The 25056-nt window shown below is 37.9% G+C and carries 20 protein-coding genes; 9 read left to right on the top strand and 11 right to left on the bottom strand.

The window, feature by feature from the left end; translation table 11 throughout:
- Positions 1–479: 479 nt before the first annotated feature.
- Together LB454_RS09030 and LB454_RS09025 are read right to left on the bottom strand one after the other, a co-directional pair.
- Positions 480–1205 (bottom strand): DUF6733 family protein, encoded by a 726-nt coding sequence (locus tag LB454_RS09030; protein WP_224464341.1) that lies wholly within the window; start codon positions 1203–1205, stop codon positions 480–482.
- A gap of 401 nt (positions 1206–1606) precedes the next feature.
- Complete coding sequence (locus LB454_RS09025; protein ID WP_224464340.1) at positions 1607–2599, bottom strand: aspartate-semialdehyde dehydrogenase; 993 nt, start codon at positions 2597–2599, stop codon at positions 1607–1609.
- Positions 2600–2757: 158 nt separating this feature from the next.
- Here LB454_RS09025 and LB454_RS09020 point away from each other — a divergent pair, with 158 nt between their 5' ends.
- Positions 2758–4635 (top strand): ABC-F family ATP-binding cassette domain-containing protein, encoded by a 1878-nt coding sequence (locus LB454_RS09020; RefSeq protein WP_224464339.1) that lies wholly within the window; start codon positions 2758–2760, stop codon positions 4633–4635.
- Between the two features lie 303 nt (positions 4636–4938).
- Here the strand turns inward: LB454_RS09020 and LB454_RS09015 are convergent, their stop codons facing one another.
- Positions 4939–5100, bottom strand: a complete 162-nt coding sequence (locus LB454_RS09015; protein ID WP_224464338.1) for a hypothetical protein — start codon at positions 5098–5100, stop codon at positions 4939–4941.
- 46 nt (positions 5101–5146) lie between these two features.
- Here LB454_RS09015 and LB454_RS09010 point away from each other — a divergent pair, with 46 nt between their 5' ends.
- The 3 genes from LB454_RS09010 (at position 5147) to mfd (ending at position 9616) form a co-directional block, all read left to right on the top strand.
- Positions 5147–5956 carry an O-methyltransferase gene (locus LB454_RS09010; RefSeq protein WP_224464337.1) on the top strand — a complete coding sequence of 270 codons (810 nt, stop codon included), beginning with the start codon at positions 5147–5149 and terminating at the stop codon, positions 5954–5956.
- Positions 5957–6005: 49 nt separating this feature from the next.
- On the top strand, positions 6006–6182 hold the full coding sequence (locus tag LB454_RS09005; RefSeq protein WP_224464336.1) for a hypothetical protein: 177 nt from the start codon (positions 6006–6008) through the stop codon (positions 6180–6182).
- Positions 6183–6244: 62 nt separating this feature from the next.
- A complete protein-coding gene (gene mfd / locus LB454_RS09000) occupies positions 6245–9616 on the top strand; it encodes a transcription-repair coupling factor (protein WP_224464335.1) in 3372 nt (1123 codons plus the stop codon).
- 174 nt (positions 9617–9790) lie between these two features.
- Here mfd and rfbD read toward each other — a convergent pair whose 3' ends face one another.
- The 7 genes from rfbD to LB454_RS08965 are packed head-to-tail and all read right to left on the bottom strand — an operon-like array spanning position 9791 to position 17162.
- Positions 9791–10642 (bottom strand): dTDP-4-dehydrorhamnose reductase, encoded by an 852-nt coding sequence (rfbD, locus tag LB454_RS08995; protein ID WP_224464334.1) that lies wholly within the window; start codon positions 10640–10642, stop codon positions 9791–9793.
- Positions 10639–11187, bottom strand: a complete 549-nt coding sequence (gene rfbC, locus LB454_RS08990; RefSeq protein WP_224464333.1) for a dTDP-4-dehydrorhamnose 3,5-epimerase — start codon at positions 11185–11187, stop codon at positions 10639–10641. The genes rfbD and rfbC overlap by 4 nt, the downstream gene beginning before the upstream one ends.
- On the bottom strand, positions 11188–12042 hold the full coding sequence (gene rfbA / locus LB454_RS08985; protein WP_224464332.1) for a glucose-1-phosphate thymidylyltransferase RfbA: 855 nt from the start codon (positions 12040–12042) through the stop codon (positions 11188–11190). It lies immediately after the preceding gene.
- A gap of 11 nt (positions 12043–12053) precedes the next feature.
- Positions 12054–13061, bottom strand: coding sequence for a dTDP-glucose 4,6-dehydratase (rfbB, locus tag LB454_RS08980; protein WP_224464331.1), 1008 nt, complete (start codon positions 13059–13061; stop codon positions 12054–12056).
- 3 nt (positions 13062–13064) lie between these two features.
- On the bottom strand, positions 13065–14768 hold the full coding sequence (locus LB454_RS08975; RefSeq protein WP_224464330.1) for a DUF6909 family protein: 1704 nt from the start codon (positions 14766–14768) through the stop codon (positions 13065–13067).
- A 21-nt stretch (positions 14769–14789) separates the two neighbouring features.
- Positions 14790–16280, bottom strand: coding sequence for a GH3 auxin-responsive promoter family protein (locus tag LB454_RS08970; RefSeq protein WP_224464329.1), 1491 nt, complete (start codon positions 16278–16280; stop codon positions 14790–14792).
- Between the two features lie 6 nt (positions 16281–16286).
- Positions 16287–17162, bottom strand: a complete 876-nt coding sequence (locus LB454_RS08965) for a M23 family metallopeptidase (protein WP_224464328.1) — start codon at positions 17160–17162, stop codon at positions 16287–16289.
- Positions 17163–17270: 108 nt separating this feature from the next.
- On the opposite strand from LB454_RS08965, the gene LB454_RS08960 reads away from it, so the two are divergent.
- A complete protein-coding gene (locus LB454_RS08960) occupies positions 17271–17471 on the top strand; it encodes a Sec-independent protein translocase subunit TatA/TatB (protein ID WP_164005118.1) in 201 nt (66 codons plus the stop codon).
- Between the two features lie 53 nt (positions 17472–17524).
- Here LB454_RS08960 and LB454_RS08955 read toward each other — a convergent pair whose 3' ends face one another.
- A complete protein-coding gene (locus tag LB454_RS08955) occupies positions 17525–18283 on the bottom strand; it encodes a UDP-2,3-diacylglucosamine diphosphatase (RefSeq protein ID WP_224464327.1) in 759 nt (252 codons plus the stop codon).
- A gap of 126 nt (positions 18284–18409) precedes the next feature.
- Here LB454_RS08955 and LB454_RS08950 point away from each other — a divergent pair, with 126 nt between their 5' ends.
- The 4 genes from LB454_RS08950 to LB454_RS08935 all read left to right on the top strand — a co-directional run bounded on the left by LB454_RS08950 (position 18410) and on the right by LB454_RS08935 (position 24805).
- Positions 18410–19102 carry a head GIN domain-containing protein gene (locus LB454_RS08950; protein WP_224464326.1) on the top strand — a complete coding sequence of 231 codons (693 nt, stop codon included), beginning with the start codon at positions 18410–18412 and terminating at the stop codon, positions 19100–19102.
- An 11-nt stretch (positions 19103–19113) separates the two neighbouring features.
- The gene (locus LB454_RS08945) at positions 19114–20115 is read left to right on the top strand and encodes a ligase-associated DNA damage response exonuclease (protein WP_224464325.1); all 1002 of its coding nucleotides are present in this window, start codon (positions 19114–19116) and stop codon (positions 20113–20115) included.
- Positions 20116–20222: 107 nt separating this feature from the next.
- Positions 20223–21125: an ABC transporter ATP-binding protein gene (locus LB454_RS08940; protein ID WP_224464324.1), complete on the top strand. Its 903-nt coding sequence runs from the start codon at positions 20223–20225 to the stop codon at positions 21123–21125.
- Positions 21126–21130: 5 nt separating this feature from the next.
- Entirely contained in the window at positions 21131–24805 is a 3675-nt protein-coding gene (locus LB454_RS08935) for a M1 family aminopeptidase (RefSeq protein WP_224464323.1), read from the top strand.
- Positions 24806–25056 lie beyond the last annotated feature (251 nt).

Raw genomic sequence — 25056 nt, 5'->3', positions numbered from 1 at the left:
ATTTTAGGGTAAATATAAGCATTCAGATTTATCTCCCTCTATTCTGAATTTGATAGAAATTCATTTAAATATGAAAATCAATCTTTAAACTTTTCATATTTATAAATTCTCTTGTTTAATGTGGGTAAAGGATTCAAAAAAAAAATTAAAGCTGATAAAGAGACTTCTCTGAAATTTAATAAATTATAGGGTTGTCTTTGGGATAAATCCTAAAAATCATTTTATGAATTAGTTGATGCCTAGACTAAAAAATAAGCTTTGATAAAAAACAATCTTAAGAAACAGAAAACCTGTAGCACGCTTTAATAATAAACCAGCTTGTATAACACCAAATTTTAGGTTGGGACTAATTCCAATTCCAACGCACAACTATATATCTGCGTTAAACTCAGCTCTTTTGTTATAAATATAAAAGTCTGCTCTCGAAAGAAAGCAGACTTTTATATTACCTTAAGTTATACTTATGAATATAAGAAGTATTAAAGATTCATAAAAAAGGCTAGTTTATAGAAATCATTGGGTGCGAAACCATCATCTACTAAGTTTGCTCCAAAAGAAAACCTTAACCCAGCATTTCCTTTAGTAAACTGAATATAAGGGCCTATCCACTGATAACCATCCAGCCTGTCTAAACTTCCTCCTCCATCTGTTTCGCCTCCTGATAGATAAAGTTCTTCAAAGTGACCTCCAAAGGACAGAAATGAGCCAGCCTTATAACCAAGATTTGCCCAATAATGCACATAATTGTTGGTTGAGTCTCCAGCTTCGGTATTGTCACTTAAAGCACCATAATATCCGAAGTAAAATTCACCTTCAAAATTTTCGCTATCATAGCCTATGGTCAGGTTAGGAACAATACCGTCACCAACAATACCTTCCTGAGCTGCACCACTTGATAGTAAGCTACCCATGGTAAAGCCTAGCTGTGGATTGATATCAAAATTTCCAACAGTTTTATTATACCCTATGCCAAATTCTGTCCATTGTCCCCATCCACTTCCAGTACCAGCACCCCATTGTATACCATAAGCTGTAAAGGCATCAGTTTCTGATAATGAATAACTGAAAGTCATCATGGGATTAAAACCAAAAAACGCATCTAAGTTAAGACTTAGTCCTACATCAAATTTGTCTTCTTCCGACTCTTGTGCATTTGTAAAATGTAATCCAAAAATTAAAATTAAGATTAGTGTAATTTTTCTCATAACAAAAAATTTAAAGTGATTATTATTTAATGAATGAGATAAATTTACGACAAACACTGAAAATTTTAGAGAAACCCTGTTAAAAACAGGGGTATAATTCAATTATTTATAGTATTAATATTTTACACCTCTTGTTTTTAGGGGGTATAAATTTTTTTATTTATATTTTTATTATAATCCTATAAAAAATTTAACATTTCAGGAGAAAGGATGCTCATTTTAAGGTATACAATCTCAAATATTTTATTAAAAAGGTCAATTATCTGATTTTAAAGCCATTAAAACTAAGTCTTATGATTTTGCATTTTATCTAAAAATACATTGTGTTGAAAAAAGTTTTAAAAAGAAAAACGCCTTCCAGAATTTCTGAAAGGCGTTAATTTTAAATTCCAAAAAGTGTTTTAAGCCTTAAAACGAGTATTTAATAAATATTCTGCGATTTGAACGGCATTCGTGGCCGCTCCTTTTCTCAAGTTATCTGAAACGATCCACATATTCAGCGCATTATCTCTTGTAAAATCTCTACGAATTCTTCCAATGAAGACGTCGTTTTTTCCTTCGGCGTAGATGGGCATAGGGTAAGTGTTGACTTCTGGATTGTCCTGAAGCGTAATCCCTTCGGTTTCACTTAAAAGTTTCTTCACATCAGTAATTTCAAATGCTTTTTTGAATTCAATATTCACCGATTCAGAGTGGCCGCCAACTACAGGAATTCTTACAGCTGTCGCTGCTACTTTTACAGAATCATCTGAAAGTATTTTCTTGGTTTCATTGGTCAACTTCATTTCTTCCTTGGTGTAATCGTTTTCCAGGAACACATCACAATGTGGAATTGCGTTTTTATGAATTGGGTAAGGATATGCCATTTCGCCAGTTTTACCAGCATATTCATTTTCCAACTGTTCCACTGCTTTTACTCCAGTTCCCGTGATCGACTGGTAAGTAGAAATGACCACCCTGTCTATTTGGTAGGCCTTATGCAAGGGCTGCAGAGCCATGACTAACTGAATTGTTGAACAATTTGGATTGGCAATAATTAGGTCTTCACTAGTAATATCAGAAGCATTGATTTCAGGAACCACCAATTTTATGTTAGGATCCATTCTCCAGGCAGAAGAATTATCAATCACCGTGGTACCCACTTCAGCAAACTTTGGCGCCCATTCTAAAGAAGTATCGCCACCAGCAGAAAACAGAGCCATTTCAGGTTTTCGTTTCACTGCGTCAGCTAAGCTTACCACCTTGTAAGATTTATCCTTGTACGTGATAGATTTCCCAACAGACTTCTCCGAAGCCACTGGTATTAATTCAGTTAAAGGAAAATTACGCTCCTCAAGAATCTGGAGCATCACTTGGCCTACCATTCCGGTAGCGCCGACAACAGCTACTTTCATTTGAATTTGCTTTTAAAAAGTTACAAAGCGGCAAAAATATGCTTTTGTTATGAAGCTTGAACTGGTTTTAGAAATATTTATAGCCTATTTGAAATCCTATAAGGTTTAGAATTAGCTATTTCAAGCGGACTTGAGTACTTTTGCAAAAAATATACGCCTTGAATTATCTATCGGTTGAAGAAGTTTCAAAATCATTTGGCACCTTGGTGCTTTTCGAAAACCTGTCTTTTGGCATCAGCCAGGGACAAAAAATAGCCCTTATCGCCAAAAATGGTACTGGCAAAACGACACTGCTCGATATCGTTTCTGGCAAAGAAGCGCCCGACAATGGACAAGTAGTTTATAGGAAAGGCGTGAAAGTTGGTTTCTTGCCTCAAGAGCCAGATTTAGAACCCACCTTGACGATTGAAGAAACCATTCTTTCCTCAGATAATGAAATTCTTGGCATCATCAATGCTTACGAAAAAGCACTTCAAAATCCAGACGATGCGGAAGCTTACCAAAAAGCTTTTGACCAGATGGAGGCCAAGCAAGCCTGGGACTTTGAAACCACTTACCGTCAAATCCTTTCCAAGCTAAAACTCGACGATTTATCTAAAAAAGTAAATGACCTCTCAGGCGGTCAAAAAAAACGTTTGGCTTTGGCCGATCTGCTCCTGGGCAAACCAGACTTATTAATTCTTGATGAACCTACCAACCACCTGGACCTTGAGATGATTGAGTGGCTGGAAGAGTTCTTAAAAAGCGAAAATCTCACCTTATTTATGGTAACTCACGACAGGTATTTCCTGGATAGGGTGTGTAACCACATCATTGAGCTGGAGGACAAAACTTTGTACAATTACAAAGGAAACTATAGCTATTACGTTGAAAAGCGAGCAGAACGTATTGAGGTAGAACAAACCACAACGGCGAAAGCCAAACAACTTTATAAAAAAGAGCTGGACTGGATGAGACGCCAGCCTAAAGCGAGAACAACCAAATCCAAATCCAGAATTGAAAGTTTTGGGGATATCAAAGACCGGGCAAGCAAGCGCCGCAACGACCATAAAGTTGAGCTGGAAATTAACATGGAGCGTTTGGGTTCTAAAGTTTTGGAAACGCATCATGTCTCCAAAGGGTTTGAAGATAATTACCTCTTTCAAAATTTCGATTATATCTTCAAGAAGAACGAACGCATCGGGATCATTGGAAAAAACGGAACAGGGAAATCTACATTCTTGAACGTTTTGACGGGCGGATTAGAACCAGATCAAGGCAAAGTAATCCATGGAGAAACCTTAAAAATTGGCTATTACACTCAAGGTGGAATTCAGGCCAAAGAAGGCCAAAAGGTAATTGAAGTTATTAAAGATTATGGCGATTATATTCCCTTATCTAAAGGACGACAAATTTCTGCATCGCAATTACTGGAAAAATTCTTGTTTGACCGAAAAAAACAATACGATTTTGTTGAGAAATTAAGTGGTGGAGAGAAAAAACGCTTGTATTTATGTACGGTTTTGATTCAAAACCCTAACTTCTTAATCCTCGATGAACCTACCAACGACCTCGATATCGTCACCTTAAATGTTCTTGAAAACTTCCTTTTAGACTTTCCTGGCTGTCTTATTGTGGTAAGTCACGACAGGTATTTCATGGATAAAATTGTGGACCATTTATTTGTGTTTGGTGAAGGAAAAATCACAGATTTCCCTGGCAACTATTCAGATTACAGGGACTTAAAAGCCCTGGAGCTGGAAGCAAAATATGAGGAAAGTAGCCAGAGCTCATCAGAACCTAACAACAGCAGTAAGACCAAACAAACTACAGATCCAAAAAATAAACTTAGCTTCAACGAGCAAAAGACTTATAAGAAACTGGAAAAAGACATCAGTACTTTGGAAAAGAAGAAGGAGAAACTCGAAGCAGAATTCCTCAAAGACTTAAGTCCTGAAGAGATCAAAGAAAAAACCATCGAACTTCAAAAGATTCAAACCGAGTTGGAGGATAAAACTGAGCAGTGGTTTGAGCTGTCTATGAAGTTGGAAGCTTAGGAGTTTTCTTTTTTTAAAGCAAGATGACTTTGAGGGCAGCGCCCTCGAATCTTAGTAACTCAAAAAATCGAATTGAAATGAAGGGGCAGCGCCCTGAAATCTCAAATCTGTCAAAAAAAACAAAAATGTCAGAGCTATGCCCCTAAAATTTTGTGACACCTTTTTACAATGAAGATTAAGGGGCTATCCCTCTTTTTAAGCAATTGCTATAGCACTCATTATTAAAATTAATTAGATCTCTTTATACCATGTTTCATAGAAGTCATTTTGACAAATTTTACTTAATACTTTATAGGTGAATGCTTAGGCGTTTTCTTTCTCCTCTTTGCCTTCCCTTTCTTTCTTGGCTGATTTAGAAATATAATAAATTACAAAACCGATAAGACTTGCAATGACGAGTCCAAAAATAGCGGTCATGATAAAGGCTCCATTGGACCAATTGACGAAAAGTGTTTGTAGAAACATATCCTTATATTTTATGCAATTTTACCGCTTGATTGAATCAAAAAGTATGATTTTTGTCAGTTTAATTGAAGTCCAGTATTTAATGTGGTTCAAATCTAAAGCCTTTCTGAAGTTCTTATGGCATTCCAAAAATCAACATGGAATCCATTCGCCCTTTGTTTATAAACTGATCACCAAATGCTTCTACAATAAGGAAAATTTTGAAGCTTATGATCTTTGGGATATGGCTAAAAAAGTGTGTTTAAAATCAGACGAAGTCCTAAAAGTCGAAGATGTTGGCGCTGGATCTAAAGTCTTTAAAACTAATTTGAGACCTGTTTCAAAAATTGCCAAGCACGTTTCCATTTCCAGAAAACGTGCCAGATTAATGACGCGGCTTGTGGATTATCTGTCAGTTAAAGTCGCTTTAGAACTTGGCACTTCTATTGGTTTAGGCAGTGTTAGTATCGCTGGATCGGGGCAGGCGCATTTGAAAACCATTGAAGCTTGTTCGGCGACTTCAGCTTATGCTCAAAGCCAGTTCCAAAAATTAAACCTTCCTCATATCACTAGCATAAATTCATCTTTTGCTGAAAGTCTAGCAGGATTAAATTCAGAAGAAAAATTCGACCTAATTTATATCGACGGACATCATGACGGAGAAGCGACGCTTACATATTTTGACAGTCTTTTGAAGCATAAACACAACGACACCTTGTTTGTTTTTGATGACATTCATTGGTCGCCATCTATGAACATGGCCTGGGAAGCGATAAAAGCTCATCAAGAAGTACAGGTGACGATAGACACCTTTCAGTGGGGATTGGTGTTTTTCAGAAAAGAGCAGGTAAAACAGGATTTTGTGATCCGGGTTTAATTTTCAATTTTATTGAAAACTGATTATGTTTACAACATAAAATAAATTCATGCTTGATCAATTTTCTCCAGATATGCAATTCATCATCGTGATTGTGATCATTGCTGTGCTTTTCCTTTTGGTTTTATTCAATAACAAGCGCAATAGAAAGAAAAGATACGATCGCAAGAATAGAAATTTCCGAAGAAATTTCTACGAGAAAAAACAAAACAAAAAGGAAGATTAAAAAGCCTTGGCAACTTAAGATTCCCCTTACAAATTTGAGTTTTTCTAGTATCTTTGCGCGCGATGACAAAAGCTGAACTTACAGAGAACCTCTCAAAAAACCCAGCTCTCGCCGAGCTCAAAGAAGCGCTAGCTTCTCAACATCACCAATCTATTTTTCTGAAAGGCCTCGTAGGTTCTGCCGTGTCTTTTGTCCAGGCAGAGGCTTTCCTTTCTTCGGAAAGACCTTTCCTTTTGATCTTTAATGATAAAGAAGAAGCCGCTTACCACCTCAACGACCTAGAACAGCTGGTAGATGAGAAGAATGTTTTGTTCTATCCAGGAAGTTACAGAAGACCTTACCAGATTGAAGAAACCGACAATGCCAATGTATTGTTGAGGTCCGAAGTGCTTAACCGCATCAACTCCAGGAAAAAACCATCTATTATCGTCACGTATCCTGAGGCCCTTTTTGAAAAAGTTGTGACCAAAAAGGAACTGGACCGCACTATTTTAAAGATCAAATTGAACGATGAGTTGTCTATCGATTTCGTCAACGAAGTACTTTTTGAATACAAATTCAAACGGGTCGATTTTGTAACCGAGCCTGGCGAATTCTCCGTAAGAGGTGGAATCATTGATGTGTTTTCGTTCAGTAATGACGAACCCTACCGCATTGAATTTTTTGGTGATGAAGTAGACAGCATTCGGGCATTTGATGTAGAAACCCAGTTGTCTACCAAGCAAAAAAAGCGCATCGACATTATGCCAAATGTCGAAAAGAAACAGCTTGACGAGGTAAGAGAGACGTTTTTGGATTACATCAGCACCTCTACCACCGTATTTTTGAAAAATATGGATGTGCTTGCCAATACGATCGATGATCTTTTTTCTAAGGCTGAAAAAGCTTTTGCTGAGCTCTCTACAGATCTTAAACACAGTAAGCCCGAGGAGCTTTTCTGTAAAGGCTCACTTTTGAAAAAACAACTGCTAGATTTTAGCGTGGTCGAATTTGGCACTCAGGCGTTTTTAAATCCAAAACAAACTATAGTTTACCCTACCAGTCCGCAGCCTTCCTTCAATAAGAAATTTGATCTACTAATCGAAGATTTGAACTCCAAGCACGAAAAAGGCTACGAAAACTGTATTTTATGCACCAGTGATCAACAGGCCAAGCGCTTTAAAGATATTTTTGAAGACCAAAATCAGGAAGTGCACTACAAAACTTTAGTGCTTTCTATGCATCAAGGCTTTATCGATGAAGTCAATAAGTTAGTCTGTTATACCGATCATCAAATCTTTGATCGTTATCATAAATTTCATTTGAAAAACGGCTATGCTAAAAAGCAGGCCATCACGCTTAAAGAGTTAACCAGTTTAGAGGTTGGAGACTACGTCACCCACATCGACCATGGGATTGGTAAATTTGGCGGCCTCCAGAAAATTGATGTGGAAGGTAAAATGCAGGAAGCTGTCAAATTGATTTACGGCGATCGAGATATCCTTTACCTCAGCATTCATTCGTTGCATAAGATTTCCAAATTCAATGGAAAGGATGGAAAGCCACCTCAGGTTTATAAATTAGGCAGCAAAGCCTGGAAAAGTCTTAAGAAAAAGACCAAAGCCAGAGTAAAGAAAGTTGCCTTCGATTTAATTAAACTCTATGCCAAACGAAGGCTGGAAAAAGGCTTTCAATACGGGCCAGATTCGTATCTGCAACACGAGCTGGAAGCTTCCTTCATTTATGAAGACACACCAGACCAAAGCACCGCGACGCAGGATGTGAAAAGCGACATGGAAAAAGAACAACCCATGGACAGATTAGTGTGTGGGGATGTGGGTTTTGGCAAAACAGAGGTAGCCATTCGTGCCGCTTTTAAAGCTGTAGATAATGGCAAGCAAGTTGCTGTTTTGGTGCCTACAACCATACTCGCCTTTCAGCACCACAAGACGTTTTCTGAGCGTCTGGAAGAATTTCCAGTAACTGTGGATTACCTCAACAGATTCCGTACGGCCAAAGAGCGAAGAGGGGTTTTGGAAGGGTTGGAAAATGGAAATGTTGATATCGTCATCGGCACGCATCAACTGGTGAATAAGGCCGTAAAGTTTAAAGATCTTGGCCTATTAATCATTGATGAAGAGCAAAAATTTGGAGTGTCGGTTAAGGATAAACTGAAAACCATCAAAGCGAATGTAGACACCCTCACGCTTACGGCAACACCGATTCCAAGAACGCTCCAGTTTAGTTTGATGGCTGCCAGAGATTTATCCACGATCAAAACACCACCACCCAACCGCTATCCTATAGAAACGCATGTCATTCGGTTTTCTGAGGAGCAGATTCGGGATGCGGTGTCTTACGAGATTCAAAGAGGCGGACAGGTCTTTTTCATCAACAACAGAATTGAAAACATTCAGGAAGTCGCTGGATTGATTCAGCGCTTGGTCCCTGATGCCAAAATAGGCATTGGTCACGGGCAGATGGAAGGTAAGAAACTAGAACAATTGATGTTGAAATTCATGAACAATGAGTTTGACGTTCTGGTTTCTACTACCATTATTGAAAGCGGATTGGATGTCACCAATGCTAACACGATTTTAATCAACGATGCCAACAATTTCGGCATGTCCGACCTTCACCAGATGCGTGGACGTGTGGGCCGAAGTAATAAAAAAGCCTTTTGTTACTTGATCACTCCGCCACTCACCATGATGACCGATGATGCAAGAAAACGTTTAACCGCTTTGGAGCAATTTTCAGACTTGGGAAGCGGTATCAACATCGCCATGAAGGATCTTGAAATTCGCGGGGCTGGAGATCTGCTAGGTGGCGAACAAAGCGGGTTCATCAGTGATATAGGCTTTGATACGTATCAAAAAATTCTGAATGAAGCGATACAGGAATTGAAAGAAAACGAATTCAAATCGGTGTACGAAGATGAAGTCAACGAAGAAGAAAAGGTGTATGTGAAAGACGCTCAAATAGACACTGATTTTGAAATTCTATTTCCAGACGATTACATCAACAGCATCAAAGAGCGCTTGAGTTTATACACCAAATTGAATTCTATAAGTGATGAAGAAGGACTTGAGAAGTTCGAAAAAGAGTTGAAAGACAGGTTTGGTGACTTGCCAAAAGAAGCCCAGGATCTGGTCAACAGCGTTCGCTTGAAATGGATCGCCGCCAGTGTAGGTTTGGAAAAACTGGTTTTGAAAAAAGGTAAAATGATTGGTTATTTTCTATCCAATCAAGAATCTAGTTTTTACAATTCAAGTCGATTTAGAGAAATCCTGCAGTATGTACAATCCCATCCAAGGCAGTGCCAGATGAAGGAAAAAGAAACCAGAAATGGATTGCGCTTGCTTTTGACCTTTGACAATGTGAAATCGGTGGATAAAGCTTTGCAGTTGCTACAACCACTTGAGCAAAAGGAAGCGATGGCTAACAAAGAATAATGAATGCTGAATAACTAATGTAGAATATTTTTTCGCTCAACTCTCACCACTCAAAAACTAAAACTCTCTACTAACTTTGAGGCTCTGCTGTGAATAGGACTACTGAATATCGGATACAAAACACCGAATCTCGAATATTTTTCACTCATCTCTCACCACTCAAAAACTGACCAACTACTCCACTTCCTTCAGCAATCCGATAAGGCTTTCTCGCCAATGTGGAACTTTAGTTTTGAAAGTATGTTCGACTTTCGATTTATCTAAGACACTAAATTTTGGGCGTTTAGCTTTGGTAGGGTAAGAAAATGTAGCCTTCAGGTTAACTTGATCTTTAAGTTGTTTTTCTTCCAAAATCAGTCTAGCGAAGTCATACCACGAGGCTTCACCTTGGTTACTATAATGATATAAACCGAAAGCGTCAGACTTAACGTTTATCAAATTCAGAATAAAAATGGCTAAGTCGTTTGCATTGGTGGGTGTGCCGATTTGTTCAGTCGTAATATTAAGATCTGCTCCTTCTCCTGCTTTCTTCAAAATGGTATTGAAAAAGTTGTGACCAAATTCAGAATACAGCCAGCTTGTTCTCAAGATAAAAAATCGATCCATCTGTTCAGAAATCATGGTTTCTCCCTGAAGCTTGGAAGCTCCGTAAATATTGATTGGATTTTCTGAATCTGTTTCGAGATAGGGACTAAACTTTAAACCATCGAACACATAATCGGTTGAGATATGAATTAATTTGGTACCATGAGTTTTACACTGCTCTGCAAGGGATTTCACCGCTTCAGAATTCACTTGAAAGGCAAGTGCTTTCTCACTTTCGGCTTTTTCCACATTGGTGTAGGCAGCACAATTCACGCAAAAATCAGGTTGATGTTGGTTGAAAAACCTAGCCAAAGTTTCTTCAGAAGTAATGTCTAAAGTTTGGGAGGTTTCAAATAGAAACTCGAGTTCTGAAAATTTTTGAGAATGCTTCTGAAGGCATTTCCCCAATTGACCGCTGGCTCCTGTGACTAAAACTTTCATGAGTTCAAATAAGCTTCAAGCCTTGGTAAATTTTGATCTTTTTCTGAAACGATTTGCTCTTTCTTCGGAATTTGCCAATCGATGTTGAGTGTTTCATCATTGAATAAAATTCCACTTTCAGAAGCTTTATGGTAGTAATTGTCACACTTATAAACAAAAATCGCCTCATAGGAAAGACAGGCAAATCCATGAGCAAAACCTCTTGGAACAAACAATTGGTGGTTGTTTTCTCCTGTCAATACATAACCAAATTGCTTGAGGTAGGTTTCAGACTCTGGTCGCATGTCCACCACCACATCTAAAACTTCGCCCTGGGCTACACGAATCAATTTGGCTTGTGCAAATTCTCCAGTTTGAAAATGAAGACCTCTTATCGTTCCATATTGTGAAATGGACTGATTATCCTGCACGAAATCAATATCAAGACCTGTATTCTCTTTAAATGTTTTAGAATTGAAGCTTTCAAAAAAGCTCCCACGTTCGTCTTTAAATACGTTAGGTTCTACAACAAAACAATCTTTAAGCGGGGTTTGCTTAACTGTCATTTAATTTGGGTTTATATTTTTAGAATAACCACTTTTTAAAAAGGGTTTTGTAATTTTTTTGAGTTGATCTCTGGAAATAAAGCCCATTTTATAGGCCGTTTCTTCTATAGAGCCGATTTTAAGCCCCTGGCGTTCTTCGATAACTTCCACAAACTGTGAGGCTTGCATTAAAGAATTGAAAGTACCCGTATCCAGCCAGGCAGTGCCTTTATCAAGTATACTCACATTTAGTTTCCCCTTTTTGAGGTAGGCGTTGTTCACATCGGTGATTTCAAGTTCACCTCTGTCGCTGGGCTTTATAGACTTGGCAATGTTTACTACATCATTGTCATAGAAATAAATTCCAGGCACAGCGTAATTAGATTTGGGATGCTTTGGTTTTTCTTCAATAGAAATCACCTGTCCGTTGTCATCAAAATCAACGACACCATAACGTTCCGGATCGTGAACGTGATAGGCGTAAATAATACCTCCATCTGGATTGGTATTATTTTGAAGTAACTGATCCAGGCCTGTTCCGTAGAAAATATTATCACCCAGAATCAAGGCTACTTTGTCTTTTCCAATAAAGTCCTCGCCAATTACAAAAGCTTCCGCAAGTCCGTTAGGTTCAGCCTGAACAGCATATTCAAATTTGCAACCTAAAGTGGATCCATCTCCAAGAAGTTTTTCAAAAAGGGGTAAATCATTGGGAGTAGATATAATTAAAATTTCTTTAATTCCAGCTGACATCAATGTAGACAAGGGATAATAAATCATCGGCTTGTCATAGATAGGCATCAGTTGTTTACTTACAGCAAGCGTTAAGGGATGTAGTCGAGTTCCAGATCCTCCTGCCAGAATAATTCCTTTCATATATAATTATGCTATTGGTTATATTTTGCAAGATACCATTCTACTGTCTTCTTAATGCCTGTTTCAAATGTTTCATCTGCTTTCCACCCTAATTTACCTTCAATTTTAGAGGCATCAATCGCATAGCGAAAATCATGACCAGGTCTATCAGTGACATACTCAATTAGCTTATTGTGAGGTGCTTGTTCTGGTCTTAACTCATCTAAAATTTCACAAATCTTAGTAGCTATATAAATATTCTGTCGCTCGTTTTTTCCTCCTATATTGTAAGTTTCTCCCAGCTTCCCCTCGTGAATCGCTAAATAGATGCCTTTACAGTGGTCATCGACATACAACCAGTCTCTCACGTTTTTACCATCGCCATAAATAGGAATGGGGTGTTGTTGTATCGCCTTACGAATAATGGTCGGAATCAATTTTTCATCATGCTGGTGAGGTCCATAATTATTGGAGCAATTGGTCGTCACTACAGGAAAACCGTAGGTATGAAAATAACTTCTGGCAATCATATCTGAAGAGGCTTTTGAAGCACTGTACGGACTGTTTGGAGCGTAAGGTGTATCTTCCGTAAACAAACTTTCATCATCTTCCAGGGTGCCATACACCTCATCGGTAGACACATGTAGAAATCTTGAATCTTCATATCCTTTTCTGAATTTGAAAGGCGATTCCATCCATAGCAAATAAGCCTGGTGAAGCAAGTTGAAAGTACCAGTTATATTTGTTTTTATGAAGGCATCAGGATTGGTTATAGAATTATCGACATGAGATTCTGCTGCAAAGTGAATGACTTTTTCGAATTTATAAGTCTTGAATAAGTCTTTTATAAGTTCGACATCACAAATATCACCTTCTACAAAAGTGTAATTCTCATGATCTGATATTTCAAGATTATTTAAATCCCCAGCATAAGTCAATTTATCAAGATTGACAAAGTGGTATTTTTTTTCAGGAACAAAAAGGTTCAAGAAGTTAGAACCAATGAACCCAGCTCCTCCTGTGACTAGTACAGTCTTCATAATTTAAGATTTAATATGTTGAACAGCATCGCTAAAAATCTGTTCTAAAATTTTTTCAGTAATCAAATAGGTTGGTTTTACTCCAGCGGTTCCAAGTCCACCTGAAGCCAATGTGCTTCCTGTTTCTAAAGGATTATCACTGGCGTAATAGGCATATCTCAATTTGACCTTTTCAGAAATATTCCCTCTTAGTTTAGCGGCTGCCTGTATGGCTTTCTGGTAATGTGCCCCTTCCATTTCAAGACCAATAACATTCCAGGTTGAATCATGGAAAAACTTCAGCAGATCTCTATTTTGTAGAGAAGTTCCCAAAACCGTTACCATGGATCCATCATACACTCTCAAGCCCTGATTTTCAAAATGAGATTTTTTTAATTCATTAGGGAACGGATAATTATCTGCAGTACCCTCAAACAAATGCGCATCTGGAATCATTAGATCTCCTTTGCCTCCTTGCAAGATGCCTGCTTTTCCCATGATAGAGATGGAGTCTACGTTCATATAGGCTTGCTCTTCTCCGTCTTTAAAAGGTTTCAAAAGCTCATCCATCGTTTCGTAAGCTTGTTCCCCGAAGGCATAATCCATTACAATTATAACAGGCGCATCTTCTTTTCCATTCAAATGATCATCACCTTTGTAGTGACTCAGTTTGGCGAGGTCAAAAATCTGTACGTCTATGTTTGTTCCGCTTCTATCATTCAGTTCAATCATACCCTCTTCTAAGGCCTTTTCGGTAACGGTCTTTCTAAGCTCTCCATTTTGAAAGTTACTCAGCTGCTCATAAACCTGAAAATTTGATTTTTCTTTCAGAACTTCTTTGAGCGCTATAGGCGAATAGAGCGTATTCATCACAGAATGCATATTTGCACTAATGATGTGTAATTTCCTGTTCAACAAGCCATTTTCATGAAGTGTCTTCTTGATATTGTTGGCCCAAACTTCACCATGAATATGATGACCAAGTCGTTCCCGAACAATTGGACTAAAGGTAATGACACGTTTTTCGCCGTGAACAGCTTCACGAATGGCGAGTTTACCCAGACTATGAATCAAGTGAAGGAATTTGTTGGGGTTATCTAGGGTTGCAAACCTATCGTAAACCTGATTGATTTCAGCAAAAGTCCTTCCCAGAATATTGGCCGTATGCGTGATCGCAATTTCCTTTTCTTTCTGGGTCAAATCTCCCTCTTTTAAAACGGCAGCCGTCAATTTTTCCCAATCTCTAGACGTATGCCCCTCCTCGTTAATCACAACATTTTGCATGATTTTATGGGACTCAATGAACATAAACGTGAGGTGGGTTAAAATATCGTAAATCTCTGAGCGTCCACGTGTAATTTCAATATTCATTTGCTCATCATCTATCCTGTAGCAATTTCTTCTACGCTTTGGGGGAATAATAGGCTTAAAGTGTGAATTGGAGTAGCCTTCATCGCTAGTGAGATTGATGAAACTACATTCTTCAATCCCTTCTGGCAGCCGTTCTATAATATATTGAAGTCCACTCAACTCTACTTTAGATTCTGCGATGGTGCCGTAAATCTCAGGTCTTAGCGTCAGCAAGGCTTCACGCAAAGTTTCTCCCGAAACTCCCATTGGTTTATAAAATCCTCTTATGAATAGATGTCTCATAGTGATGTACATACGCTCAATGGCATTTGTACTTTCCTGGGCTCTATTTCGTCCTACATTTAATGGTTCAGTCATATATTTCTATTGTCTTATATTCTAGATCTGTTTTTCTAATTCGTCTGCAATTTTTCTGTCATTAGATAATCTCGGCACTTTATTTTGACCGCCGAGTTTACCAACCGATTTCATATACTCCTGAAATCCATTTTTCGGAACTTTTGTAATAACTAAGGTTCTTAACATATTTCCTTTAATCAAGTCGTTGTAATAGGCGTTTTGTTTTTGTAGCAACTCATCAACTCTTTTTCTAAAAGCATCCAGGTCTTCGGGTTCTTTTTCAAACTCGACAAACCATTCGTGATAAGGCAAACCTTCTATCGGGTTGATTTGAGGTGCCACAGTAAACTCATTGATCTGCACCTCAAATTCTTCTGAAGCTGTGATGATGGATTTTTCTACTTCCTGAGCAATAACATGCTCGCCAAAGGCTGAAGTAAAGTGTTTGATCCTTCCCGAGACTTTCAATCGATAAGGTTTTGTATTGGTAAACATCACTGTATCACCAACATTATATCGCCACAAACCAGCATTGGTAGAAATAACCATAACATAATTTATACCCACCTCAACATCTCCAATGGTAAGAATTTCGGGGTTTTTATCAAAAAACTCATCCGCCCTTATAAATTCATAGAACATTCCAGAATCGAGTTGTAAGAGCATTCCCTCTTCATTTCTAGTATCTTGAAATGCGAAAAACCCTTCTGAAGCTGGGTAAAGTTCAATACTATCAACTGATTTTCCTATCAAATTTTCAAACTTGGAACGGTAAGGTTCGTAATTAACTCCTCCATAGATGAAGAGTTGTAAGTTTGGAAACAATTCTCCAATAGTTTTACCCGTTTTTTGGTACAATTTCTCAAAATAAGTCTGTACCCAGGAAGGGATTCCACTTATAATGGTCATATCTTGATCGTAAGTCTCTTCAACTATGGCATCAATTTTTTCATTCCAATCGTCTATGGAATTGGTTTCCCAGCTGGGGAGACGGTTTTTCTGAAGATAATTTGGCACAAAATGAGCCACGATACCAGAAAGTCTGCCAAAATGTATTCCGTTTTTCTTTTTCAATTCCGGACTGCCCTGCAGGAAGATCATTTTGCCATCTACAAAGCTGGAATTTCCAGTTTCTGAGATATAGCATAGAATAGCATTTCTGGCGGCGTTGGTGTGATAAGGTATAGACTCCTTGGTCAATGGAATGTATTTTGCTCCACTAGTAGTGCCAGATGTTTTTGCAAAATACAAAGGTTTTCCTGGCCAGAGCACATCTTCTTCACCATCAACGACTCTATCTACATAGGGCTTTAGCTCTTCATAATCCTGAATAGGAACATTCTCAAAAAGGTCCTTAAACCTCTCAATTTTATCAAAGTTGTGGTCTTTACCAAATTTTGTTTTCCGACCTTCAGAAATAAGCATTTTAAAAACCTTCAGCTGTATGTCTTCAGGACGTGAAGACCAGCTTTTGATTTGTGATGAAATGTATTTGGCAAATAATTTTGCTCCAAAGGATTTTAATGACATAAATTATTATTCTTCAAAATTGATGTAATCTGATGGATTGACAGGATAACCATCTACCCAAAGTTCAAAATGCAGATGAGGACCATAGGAAAATTCCCCCGTGTTTCCAACAACTGCAATGGCCTCGCCTGCTGTCACGAGATCCCCCTGAGATTTCAACAAGGAATCATTGTGTTTGTATACAGAGATCAACCCAAAGTTATGTTCTATGATTATCACATTACCTGTTTCTACTGTCCATTCAGCAAAAATAACTGTCCCGTCCAGTGTTGCTTTTACAGGTTCATTTTTCTCTGTGACAATATCAACAGCAAAATGTTTTTCTTCTGCATTATAGGCTTCAGAAATTCGACCAGAAACTGGTGGAAATAGGGTGAAATTGGTATTGAAAGTTGCTCTTTCCAATAAGCTGTATTTATCTTCTTGCTCAACTTTTTCTCTCAAAATGGAATCTTGTTGAGAAGCTGAAAGGTTTACAGATTCAGGATCTACTTTTTTGGATTCTTCAAGCGTGTAAACTTTATCCATGCCTAAAGAATCCACCTGTCCTGTAAGCACATTTCGGATAGACTGGAAGTAAGCAGAATTTTTATTAACAACGGTTGTCAAAGAATCTACAGTCATGGTCAATCTTGTGGCTTTATTTTTTAAAGCAGTAGAAGAATACCCAGGAATAAACTCTCTTATGGGTGTAAAAGCGATCAAAAGCGCTGTACCAGAAACCAATAGCAATCCAGATATCGCTGTTAAAATAATGACATAAAGCTTAGATAATTGGAACGAAAGTCTTTCCTCGAAGGTATCTTCATTTAAGATCACCAAACGGTACTTGTGAAGCAGTTTCTGCTTAATTTTTCGCTTATCTTTTTTCGGTGATTCCATAAAACTAAAACTCTTACAAAGATAGAATAAAGTTAATTTATGTAGGTTTTAGATTCATAAACCTTTGATTTAGATTTTTATCACTAATTTTGTATCAAATTTAAAGTTATGAATGCACTTAATGTAATAATGGGAATGGTAGGACCATGGCAATGGGTTATCATTGGTATTGCAATTCTTCTTTTGTTTGGTGGAAAGAAAATACCAGAATTGATGAGAGGTTTGGGTAGTGGTATCAAAGAATTTAAAGATGCCTCCAAAGAAGACGAAACTAGCGAGACTAAAAACGAATCGAAATCTATCAAGTAGATTATCGATAAACTTATAATTTTAAACTCTGTTTACTTCGTATACAGGGTTTTTTATTGTTCAAATTTTTCCAAAGTAAACTCTTGCCCGTCATACACTCCGTATGTATAATGCACAATCCAATCGCCAAGATTGAAATAGGTAGAGTTTTCTCCTACCTGTATTTCCATAGGTAAATGCCTGTGGCCAAAAATGAAATAATCATAGTGCTTGGTTTGCAATTTTCGTTTTGCATATAAGGCAAGCCACTCATTTTCTTCGCCTAGGAATTTAGCATCTTCATCGCCCGATATCAGTTTGTTTTTAACTGAAAGATGTCTGGCTAATCTTACCCCAAGATCTGGATGTAACCATTTAAACAACCATTTGGAAACCGGATGTATAAAAACTTTCTTCATCCGTTTATAGCCTTTATCTCCGGGACCAAGTCCATCTCCATGACCAAGAAAAAAGACTTTAGAATTGAACTCAAATACCTGAGGTTGATGAAAAACAGGAATATTAAGCTCATCCCTAAAGTAATCCTTCATCCACAAATCATGGTTGCCTACAAAATAATAAATGTCAATCCCGGAATCTTTAAGCTCTGCCAATTTCCCAAGTGTTCTTACAAAACCTTTGGGCACCACTTCTCGGTATTCAAACCAAAAATCAAACAAGTCACCAAGCAAAAAAATAGCATGCGCATCTTTTTTGATCTCATCCAACCATGAAATAAAGATTTTTTCACGCTTCAAACTTTCAGAATGCGTCGGAGCTCCCAAATGATTATCACTAGAAAAATATATTTTTTTGCCCTCGGGAAGTTTCATGCAGTTTAAATCTGGCTCAAATATACTGAAACCTTAAAAATACCTCTATCGAACTTTTAGGTAAAATTTAATGCAGCCACAAGAGAGAATCTATTACATTTGAGAATCTAACCTAATTTAAAACTCATGACATTAAAAACCAACTTCATAGCCTTCCTTTTCCTTATGGCCTCTACTTCAGTATTGGCTCAGATAAAATCAGTTTCACCAGGAAAAGACTTTACCTCCATAAGAGTGTCTACGGGTCTTTTTGTTGAAATTGAAACAAATTCAGAAGAAAACAAAGTCGAAATCAAAGGAACTGAACGGGATAAAGTAAATATTGAAGTGAAAAAAGGAGAGCTTCAGCTCAGTTTACCTGTAGGTCAAATTTTTTCTGAAGCTGAAATTCTGGTGACTGTTTATACTAAAGAAGTTGAAGAACTAAAAGTTCGCAACGGTTCTGAAGTTGAATTCATTTCAGTGGTAGAACAAGACAACATCAGCCTGATTGCTTCTGAGGGCAGTTACATTGGTGGCGAATTGAAACTGAATAATTTATCTGCAAAATCGGTGACCGGCGCAAGTGTAAGTCTCATCGGTTCAGCAACAACAACGAATATTGAAGTAAAAACTGGTGGCTCCTACGATGGAGATGACTTAATTTCTGAAACAACAAGTGTAAGCATCAGTTACGGGGGAGAAGCCACAGTGCATGCGACTGATACCTGTAATGCTAATGTAACTGCTGGCGGTTCAATTGAAATCCACGGAAATCCATCTACACTCAGTCAAAAAACAAAACTTGGCGGCAGTATAGAGGTGATCGAAAAAATGTGATTTAAAATTTTATGAAAGAACCCTTATTAGCGTTCAATCAAAACGGAATTTATTGCGCTGAAGCCAATGTCTACTTAGACCCCTGGCGTAAAGTCGACAAAGCCATTATATCGCATGGTCATGCCGACCATTCCCGCTGGGGAAACAAAAAATACATCACGCATCACAACAACATTCCCATCATGAAACATAGATTGGGGGAAATAGATGTGGAAGGCAAAGCTTACGGAGAAACCTTCACTATTAATAATGTCAAATTCAGTTTGCATCCTGCGGGCCATGTGATAGGGAGTTCGCAGATTCGCGTGGAACACAAAGGTGAAGTTTGGGTCTTTACAGGCGATTACAAAGAGGAAGTAGATGGCGTTTCCACTCCTTTTGAACCTGTAAAATGCGATACTTTTATTACTGAATGTACCTTTGGCTTACCGGCCTTTAAATGGAAGCCTCAGGCCGAAGTGATGGGCGACATCAACCAGTGGTGGGCAGAAAATCAAGCGGAAGGACGAACCTCAGTATTATTTGGATATTCGCTTGGTAAAGCCCAGCGACTTCTGAAGCACCTCAACCCAGAGATAGGGAAAATCTATACCCACGGCGCTATCGAAAATATGACCGACGTCCTTAGAGAAATGGTCGATTTCCCAGAAACCATCCGAGTTACCCGAGACACTACCAAAAAAGAATTAAACGGAAATTTGGTTCTGGCACCGCCAAGTGCGCACGGCGGAACCTGGATCAGGAAAATGGTGCCTTACGTTACAGCCTCGGCCAGTGGGTGGATGACCTTCCGTGGGGCGCGACGTCGTAGAGCTATTGACAAAGGTTTTGTGATGAGCGATCACTGCGACTGGGATGGTTTGCTCAACAGCATCAAAGCGACTGGCTGTGAAAAGGTGATTTGTACTCACGGGTACACCGACATCTTTTCAAAATACTTACGTGAAATAGGCTACGATGCCAGAACCGAGGCAACACAATACGAAGGTGAAGCCGACGATTCTGATATATAGGTTCTAAGACTTCGTCTGAAGTGAAATTTCAATTTTATCCTGGTTTGTAACATTTATTCAAAATTATGACTAATAGATGATTGTTTTATAACCAAAATCTATTACGAATGAATACACTTCGACTTCAGAATGTTTCCAAAACTTATAAAAACGGTGTAAAAGCCCTGGACGATGTTTCTATAGAAATCAACTCTGGAATGTTTGGATTACTCGGCCCAAATGGTGCTGGAAAATCTACATTAATGCGGACCATCTCCACCTTACAACAGCCAGATAGTGGAGAAATTCATCTAGATGACATAGATATCCTCAATCAAAAAATGGAATTGAGAAAGGTTTTAGGTTACTTACCTCAATCCTTTGGAGTATATCCAAAACTTTCAGCAGAAAAACTTCTTCATTATTTCGCTGAATTAAAAGGGCTTTCCAACAAAGCAGAACGAAAGAAAATTGTGGATTACGCCTTGGAAATCACCAATCTTTATGATGTAAGAACCAAACATGTGGCTGGATATTCTGGCGGAATGAAACAGCGGTTTGGTATTGCTCAACTCTTATTGAATGATCCAAAGCTAATAATTGTAGATGAACCTACAGCCGGCCTAGACCCTGCAGAACGCCACCGTTTCCTGAACGTCTTAAGGGAAATAGGCACCAATCATATTGTGATTCTATCCACTCACATTGTAGACGACGTCAAAGAATTGTGTACAGATATGGCTATCTTAAATGGAGGTAAATTGCTTTGCCATAAAAAACCTATAGATGCGGTTTTGGATCTGGAAGATAAAATTTGGGGGCATACTATAGATCGGGACGATTTAGAAAAATACGAGACCAATTTCAAGCTTATTTCTACCAACTACAATCAAGACAATTCTTTAAATATTCGGGTTTACGGAGATGTTCAGCCTGGTGAAGAATTTATAAAAGTTCAACCAGATTTGAGTGATGTGTATTTTGTTCACCTCAAAGCAGACGAAACTGAAGCCATTAACTCTCAATCTTAAGTCGCATGTTTTCAAAAATCTACAAGTTTGAGGTCAAATCTTGGCTAAAAACACCTATAACTTACATTTATTCTGGTATTATGTTTCTGTTTGCTTTAATTCTAATGGCTTCAGCAGGCGGAATTTTTGATAGTTTTACGGTAACTACTACTTCTCCTACCTATCAAAACACAGCTTCTGCCATCAATGATATATTGGGTGGCATCAATGTCTTTTTGTATTTCTTATTACCATCTATTGTTGGCGCATCCATAAGTAAAGATTTTAAATACGAGATGCATCAGGTCTTATATTCTTATCCCATTTCTAAAGCGAGTTATCTCTTTGCAAAATTCCTAAGTGCATTGAGTATAGTTTTGATCATTATTCTTTTCATCTGCTTAGGCATATACCTTGGAAGTGTATTTCCAGGAACCAATCCAGATTTGTTTACTGACTTTAATATTTGGAATTACCTACAACCCTTGCTACTATTTGTTATCCCTAATATGATATTTTTTGGAGCTGTTGTATTTGCGGTTGTCACCTTTTCGAGAAATATTTTCATCGGATTTATCAGTATTTTAGTGTTGATCATCATACAGGGTTTTGCACAAACTTTGACTGCTGATATCGACAACAAAACTCTGGCAGCACTTATTGATCCTCTCGGAGCTCAGGCTTTAGCATTTGAAACTGAATACTGGACTGTTTTTGACAGGAATACGAGTTATCTTCCTTTTGAAGGCTATATCGTTTATAACAGAATCTTATGGGCTGCAATAAGTATTTTGATTTTTGCTTTTGTGTTTTTCAAATTTAAATTTAATCAGCAAGCTATTCAGTTGAGGCTGTTCAAAAGAAAAGCTGAGCGGGTTATCAAAAGAAACTTTGGAAGCCTCATACGCGTAAAATTACCTGAAGCCAGTAAAGCTTACCATTTCAAACATTGGTTGAAGATCGCTTTTAAACACAGCCGATTTGAAGCAAGGTATATTTTCAAAAACTGGGTCTTTATCTCATTTGCATCTGTTACTATTTTAATTACGCTTATTACGCTAGCTGTGAGGACCCCTATTTATGGAACTTCCACTCATCCTGTCACTCGAGAAATGGTAGATAATGCCTCTAGCCTTGTCAGTGGATTTATGATCATCATTACATTTTTGATAGTAGGCATGTTGATGAATAGAGCCAAAAGCGCCAATATGAATCAACTTGTAGATGTGACTCCTTTCCCTAACTGGTCGTTTCTTTTAGCCAAGTTCATTGCTGTTTTCAAAATGCAGGCATCGTTTTATATACTTGCATTGATTTTAGCAGTTGGTGTACAGATTTATAATGATTATTACACATTTGAGCTGGAGTTGTATGTATTCCGTTTTTTTGCCATCGATTATTTGAGGGTGTTGTCCTGGACAGTGATGGCCTTTTTGTTTCATTCACTGATCAAGAATCACATTGTCGGGTTTGTTTCACTTCTGGCTTTTCTTATTCTGTTGTCTTTTTTCCCTCAGTTTGGGATAGAGCAAAGTATATTCCGTTATGGAAGTGGCGGTGGTTCTACCTATTCTGATATGGCAGGCTATGGTCCTGGCCTAAAAGTGTTTTACATATACCGTATCTATTGGTTCGCTTTAGCTATTGTCTTATATCTGTTAGCCATTCTGTTTTACCGCAGAGGGGTTTCTTACTCAGCAAAGCAACGGATAGAACGATTTAAAAACAACTTAAGTCCGCTATTTGCCTCTATTATTGCTATGAGTTTGGTCATCTTCTTAGGAATTGGTTCCTGGATTTATTATAACGATAACGTCTTAAACGAGCGCTATTCTGGAAAGGAACGGGAACAACTTCAGGTGGATTTTGAAAAGCAATATGCCTATCTAGAGCAGCTTGAACAGCCAAGAATAACCAGTGTGAAGATCTATTTGGATTTATTTCCTGAAACAAGGGATTTGAAGGCAAAAGGTGTTTTTATTCTGAAGAACAAGACGTCTGTTCCTATTGATTCTGTTGTCATTTCATTAAGCGATGATAAAGATTATAAAGAAATTTATGCATTTGATAAAAAAGGAGAAACCGTTTTGAAGGACAGTCTTTATGATTTTGATATTTTCAAATTTGATAAAAGTCTAAACCCAGGGGAGGAAGTAAAATTTACCTTCGACATGGAAAATAAGCCCAATACCCTTTTGAATTCCAGGTCTCCAGTACGAACCAACGGCACCTTTATCAACAATCAAATTTTTCCAAGTTTTGGCTATAGAAGTGAGTATGAAATTCAAAATAATAAGACTCGGGAAAAGTATGGTCTTGCTCCAAAAGAACGTATGAAATCTCCTTTAGATTCTACAGCTTTAGGCAATACCTACATTTCTGATGATGCCGACTGGATAGATTTTGAAACAACCATCTCGACGTCCAAAAATCAAATTGCTATAGCTCCTGGCTATCTGCAAAAAGAATGGGAAGATGGCGATAGAAAGTATTTCCATTATAAGATGGATAAGAAGATATTGAACTTTTATGCGTTCAATTCTGCAGAGTATGAAGTTTTTGAAGATAAATGGAAGGATGTGGATATTCAGGTGTTTTATCATAAGCCTCACGATTATAATATTGAGAGAATGGTAAATTCAGCCAAGAAATCCCTGGCGTATTATTCTGAAAACTTTAGTCCCTACCAGTTCAATCAACTACGTATTTTAGAATTTCCGTTGACCTCAGGGACCTTTGCGCAGTCGTTTGCCAATACCGTTCCATATTCTGAGGCCATTGGTTTTATTGCCAAAGTAGATGATGAAGACAATGAAAGTGTAGATTATCCTTTTAGTGTGACTGCTCACGAGGTAGCGCACCAATGGTGGGCGCATCAGGTCATTGGAGCTAATGTGCGCGGAGCTACATTGCTTTCTGAAAGTATGTCTGAGTACAGCTCGCTTAAAGTCCTAGAAAAGGAATATGGAGCAAAACAAATGCGAAGCTTCCTTAAAGATGCTTTGGATAAGTATTTGAGAAGTCGCCGTTTTGAAAGCCAGAAAGAATTGCCGCTAATGTTTAATGAAAACCAGCAATACATTCATTACAATAAAGGTTCACTGGTGCTTTATGCGATGAGCGATTACTTAGGTGAAGAAAAAATGAACTCTATTTTATCCTCTTATATAGATAGGGTAGCTTTCCAGGAACCGCCTTATACCACTTCGGTTGAATTTGTGAATCTCCTGAAAGAAAACACCCCAGATTCGCTACAATACCTAGTAAAAGATATGTTTGAAACCATCACCTTGTATGACAATAAGGTAAATAAAGCAACTTACAAAGTTCTTGAAAACGGTAAGTATGAAGTGACTTTTCAGGCTAATGTTTTGAAGTACCGTTCTACAGAAAAAGGCGAGAAGGAGTACAAAGATGCCAGAGGAGAAAGTTTAGTTTTGGAAACAGAAAAAGAAGAGCTCACCTCTTTACCTCTTAAAGATTATATTGAAGTGGGTGTGTTTGGAGAAACTGATGAAAGCATAGACGGTATCCAAAAGGAAAATGTACTCTATTTGAATAAACATCTGATTTCAGACATTGCCAACGAATTTACGATTGTCGTTGATGAATTGCCCGTTGAAGCAGGTATTGATCCCTATAATAAATTGATTGATACCAATTCTGGGGATAATAGAATGGAAGTGAAGGTTGAGGAATAGAATGGGTTCTGAGTTTGTGAGTTATTGAGTAGTCTTGGAAGAATTGGGTGGTGGAGTACTAAATTTAAAATTCTATGTTCTATAAAAAGTATTCAGTAAAAAGAGAAAAGAGAATAGAACAAAGACTGGTCAACTGGTCAACTGGTCAACTGGTCAACTGGTCAACTGGTCAACTGGTCAACTGGTCAACTGGTCAACTGGTCAACTGGTCAACTGGTCAACTGGTCAACTGGTCAACTGGTCAACTGGTC

The organism is Psychroflexus montanilacus, assembly GCF_020164535.1.
Taxonomy (GTDB): domain Bacteria; phylum Bacteroidota; class Bacteroidia; order Flavobacteriales; family Flavobacteriaceae; genus Psychroflexus; species Psychroflexus montanilacus.
The sequence above is the reverse complement of the archived record's forward strand: the minus strand, read 5'-3'. Positions and strand labels throughout refer to the sequence as shown.

Coding starts and splice junctions, on each gene's coding strand:
- LB454_RS09015 (WP_224464338.1), bottom strand. CDS start 5,100: ATGTTTCTACAAACACTTTTCGTCAATTGGTCCAATGGAGCCTTTATC.
- LB454_RS08940 (WP_224464324.1), top strand. CDS start 20,223: ATGAATACACTTCGACTTCAGAATGTTTCCAAAACTTATAAAAACGGT.
- rfbA (WP_224464332.1), bottom strand. CDS start 12,042: ATGAAAGGAATTATTCTGGCAGGAGGATCTGGAACTCGACTACATCCC.
- LB454_RS08965 (WP_224464328.1), bottom strand. CDS start 17,162: ATGGAATCACCGAAAAAAGATAAGCGAAAAATTAAGCAGAAACTGCTT.
- LB454_RS08955 (WP_224464327.1), bottom strand. CDS start 18,283: ATGAAACTTCCCGAGGGCAAAAAAATATATTTTTCTAGTGATAATCAT.
- rfbD (WP_224464334.1), bottom strand. CDS start 10,642: ATGAAAGTTTTAGTCACAGGAGCCAGCGGTCAATTGGGGAAATGCCTT.
- LB454_RS08950 (WP_224464326.1), top strand. CDS start 18,410: ATGACATTAAAAACCAACTTCATAGCCTTCCTTTTCCTTATGGCCTCT.
- rfbB (WP_224464331.1), bottom strand. CDS start 13,061: ATGAAGACTGTACTAGTCACAGGAGGAGCTGGGTTCATTGGTTCTAAC.
- LB454_RS08935 (WP_224464323.1), top strand. CDS start 21,131: ATGTTTTCAAAAATCTACAAGTTTGAGGTCAAATCTTGGCTAAAAACA.
- mfd (WP_224464335.1), top strand. CDS start 6,245: ATGACAAAAGCTGAACTTACAGAGAACCTCTCAAAAAACCCAGCTCTC.
- LB454_RS09005 (WP_224464336.1), top strand. CDS start 6,006: ATGCTTGATCAATTTTCTCCAGATATGCAATTCATCATCGTGATTGTG.
- LB454_RS08945 (WP_224464325.1), top strand. CDS start 19,114: ATGAAAGAACCCTTATTAGCGTTCAATCAAAACGGAATTTATTGCGCT.
- LB454_RS08975 (WP_224464330.1), bottom strand. CDS start 14,768: ATGACTGAACCATTAAATGTAGGACGAAATAGAGCCCAGGAAAGTACA.
- LB454_RS08960 (WP_164005118.1), top strand. CDS start 17,271: ATGAATGCACTTAATGTAATAATGGGAATGGTAGGACCATGGCAATGG.
- LB454_RS09030 (WP_224464341.1), bottom strand. CDS start 1,205: ATGAGAAAAATTACACTAATCTTAATTTTAATTTTTGGATTACATTTT.
- LB454_RS09010 (WP_224464337.1), top strand. CDS start 5,147: ATGATTTTTGTCAGTTTAATTGAAGTCCAGTATTTAATGTGGTTCAAA.
- rfbC (WP_224464333.1), bottom strand. CDS start 11,187: ATGACAGTTAAGCAAACCCCGCTTAAAGATTGTTTTGTTGTAGAACCT.
- LB454_RS09025 (WP_224464340.1), bottom strand. CDS start 2,599: ATGAAAGTAGCTGTTGTCGGCGCTACCGGAATGGTAGGCCAAGTGATG.
- LB454_RS08970 (WP_224464329.1), bottom strand. CDS start 16,280: ATGTCATTAAAATCCTTTGGAGCAAAATTATTTGCCAAATACATTTCA.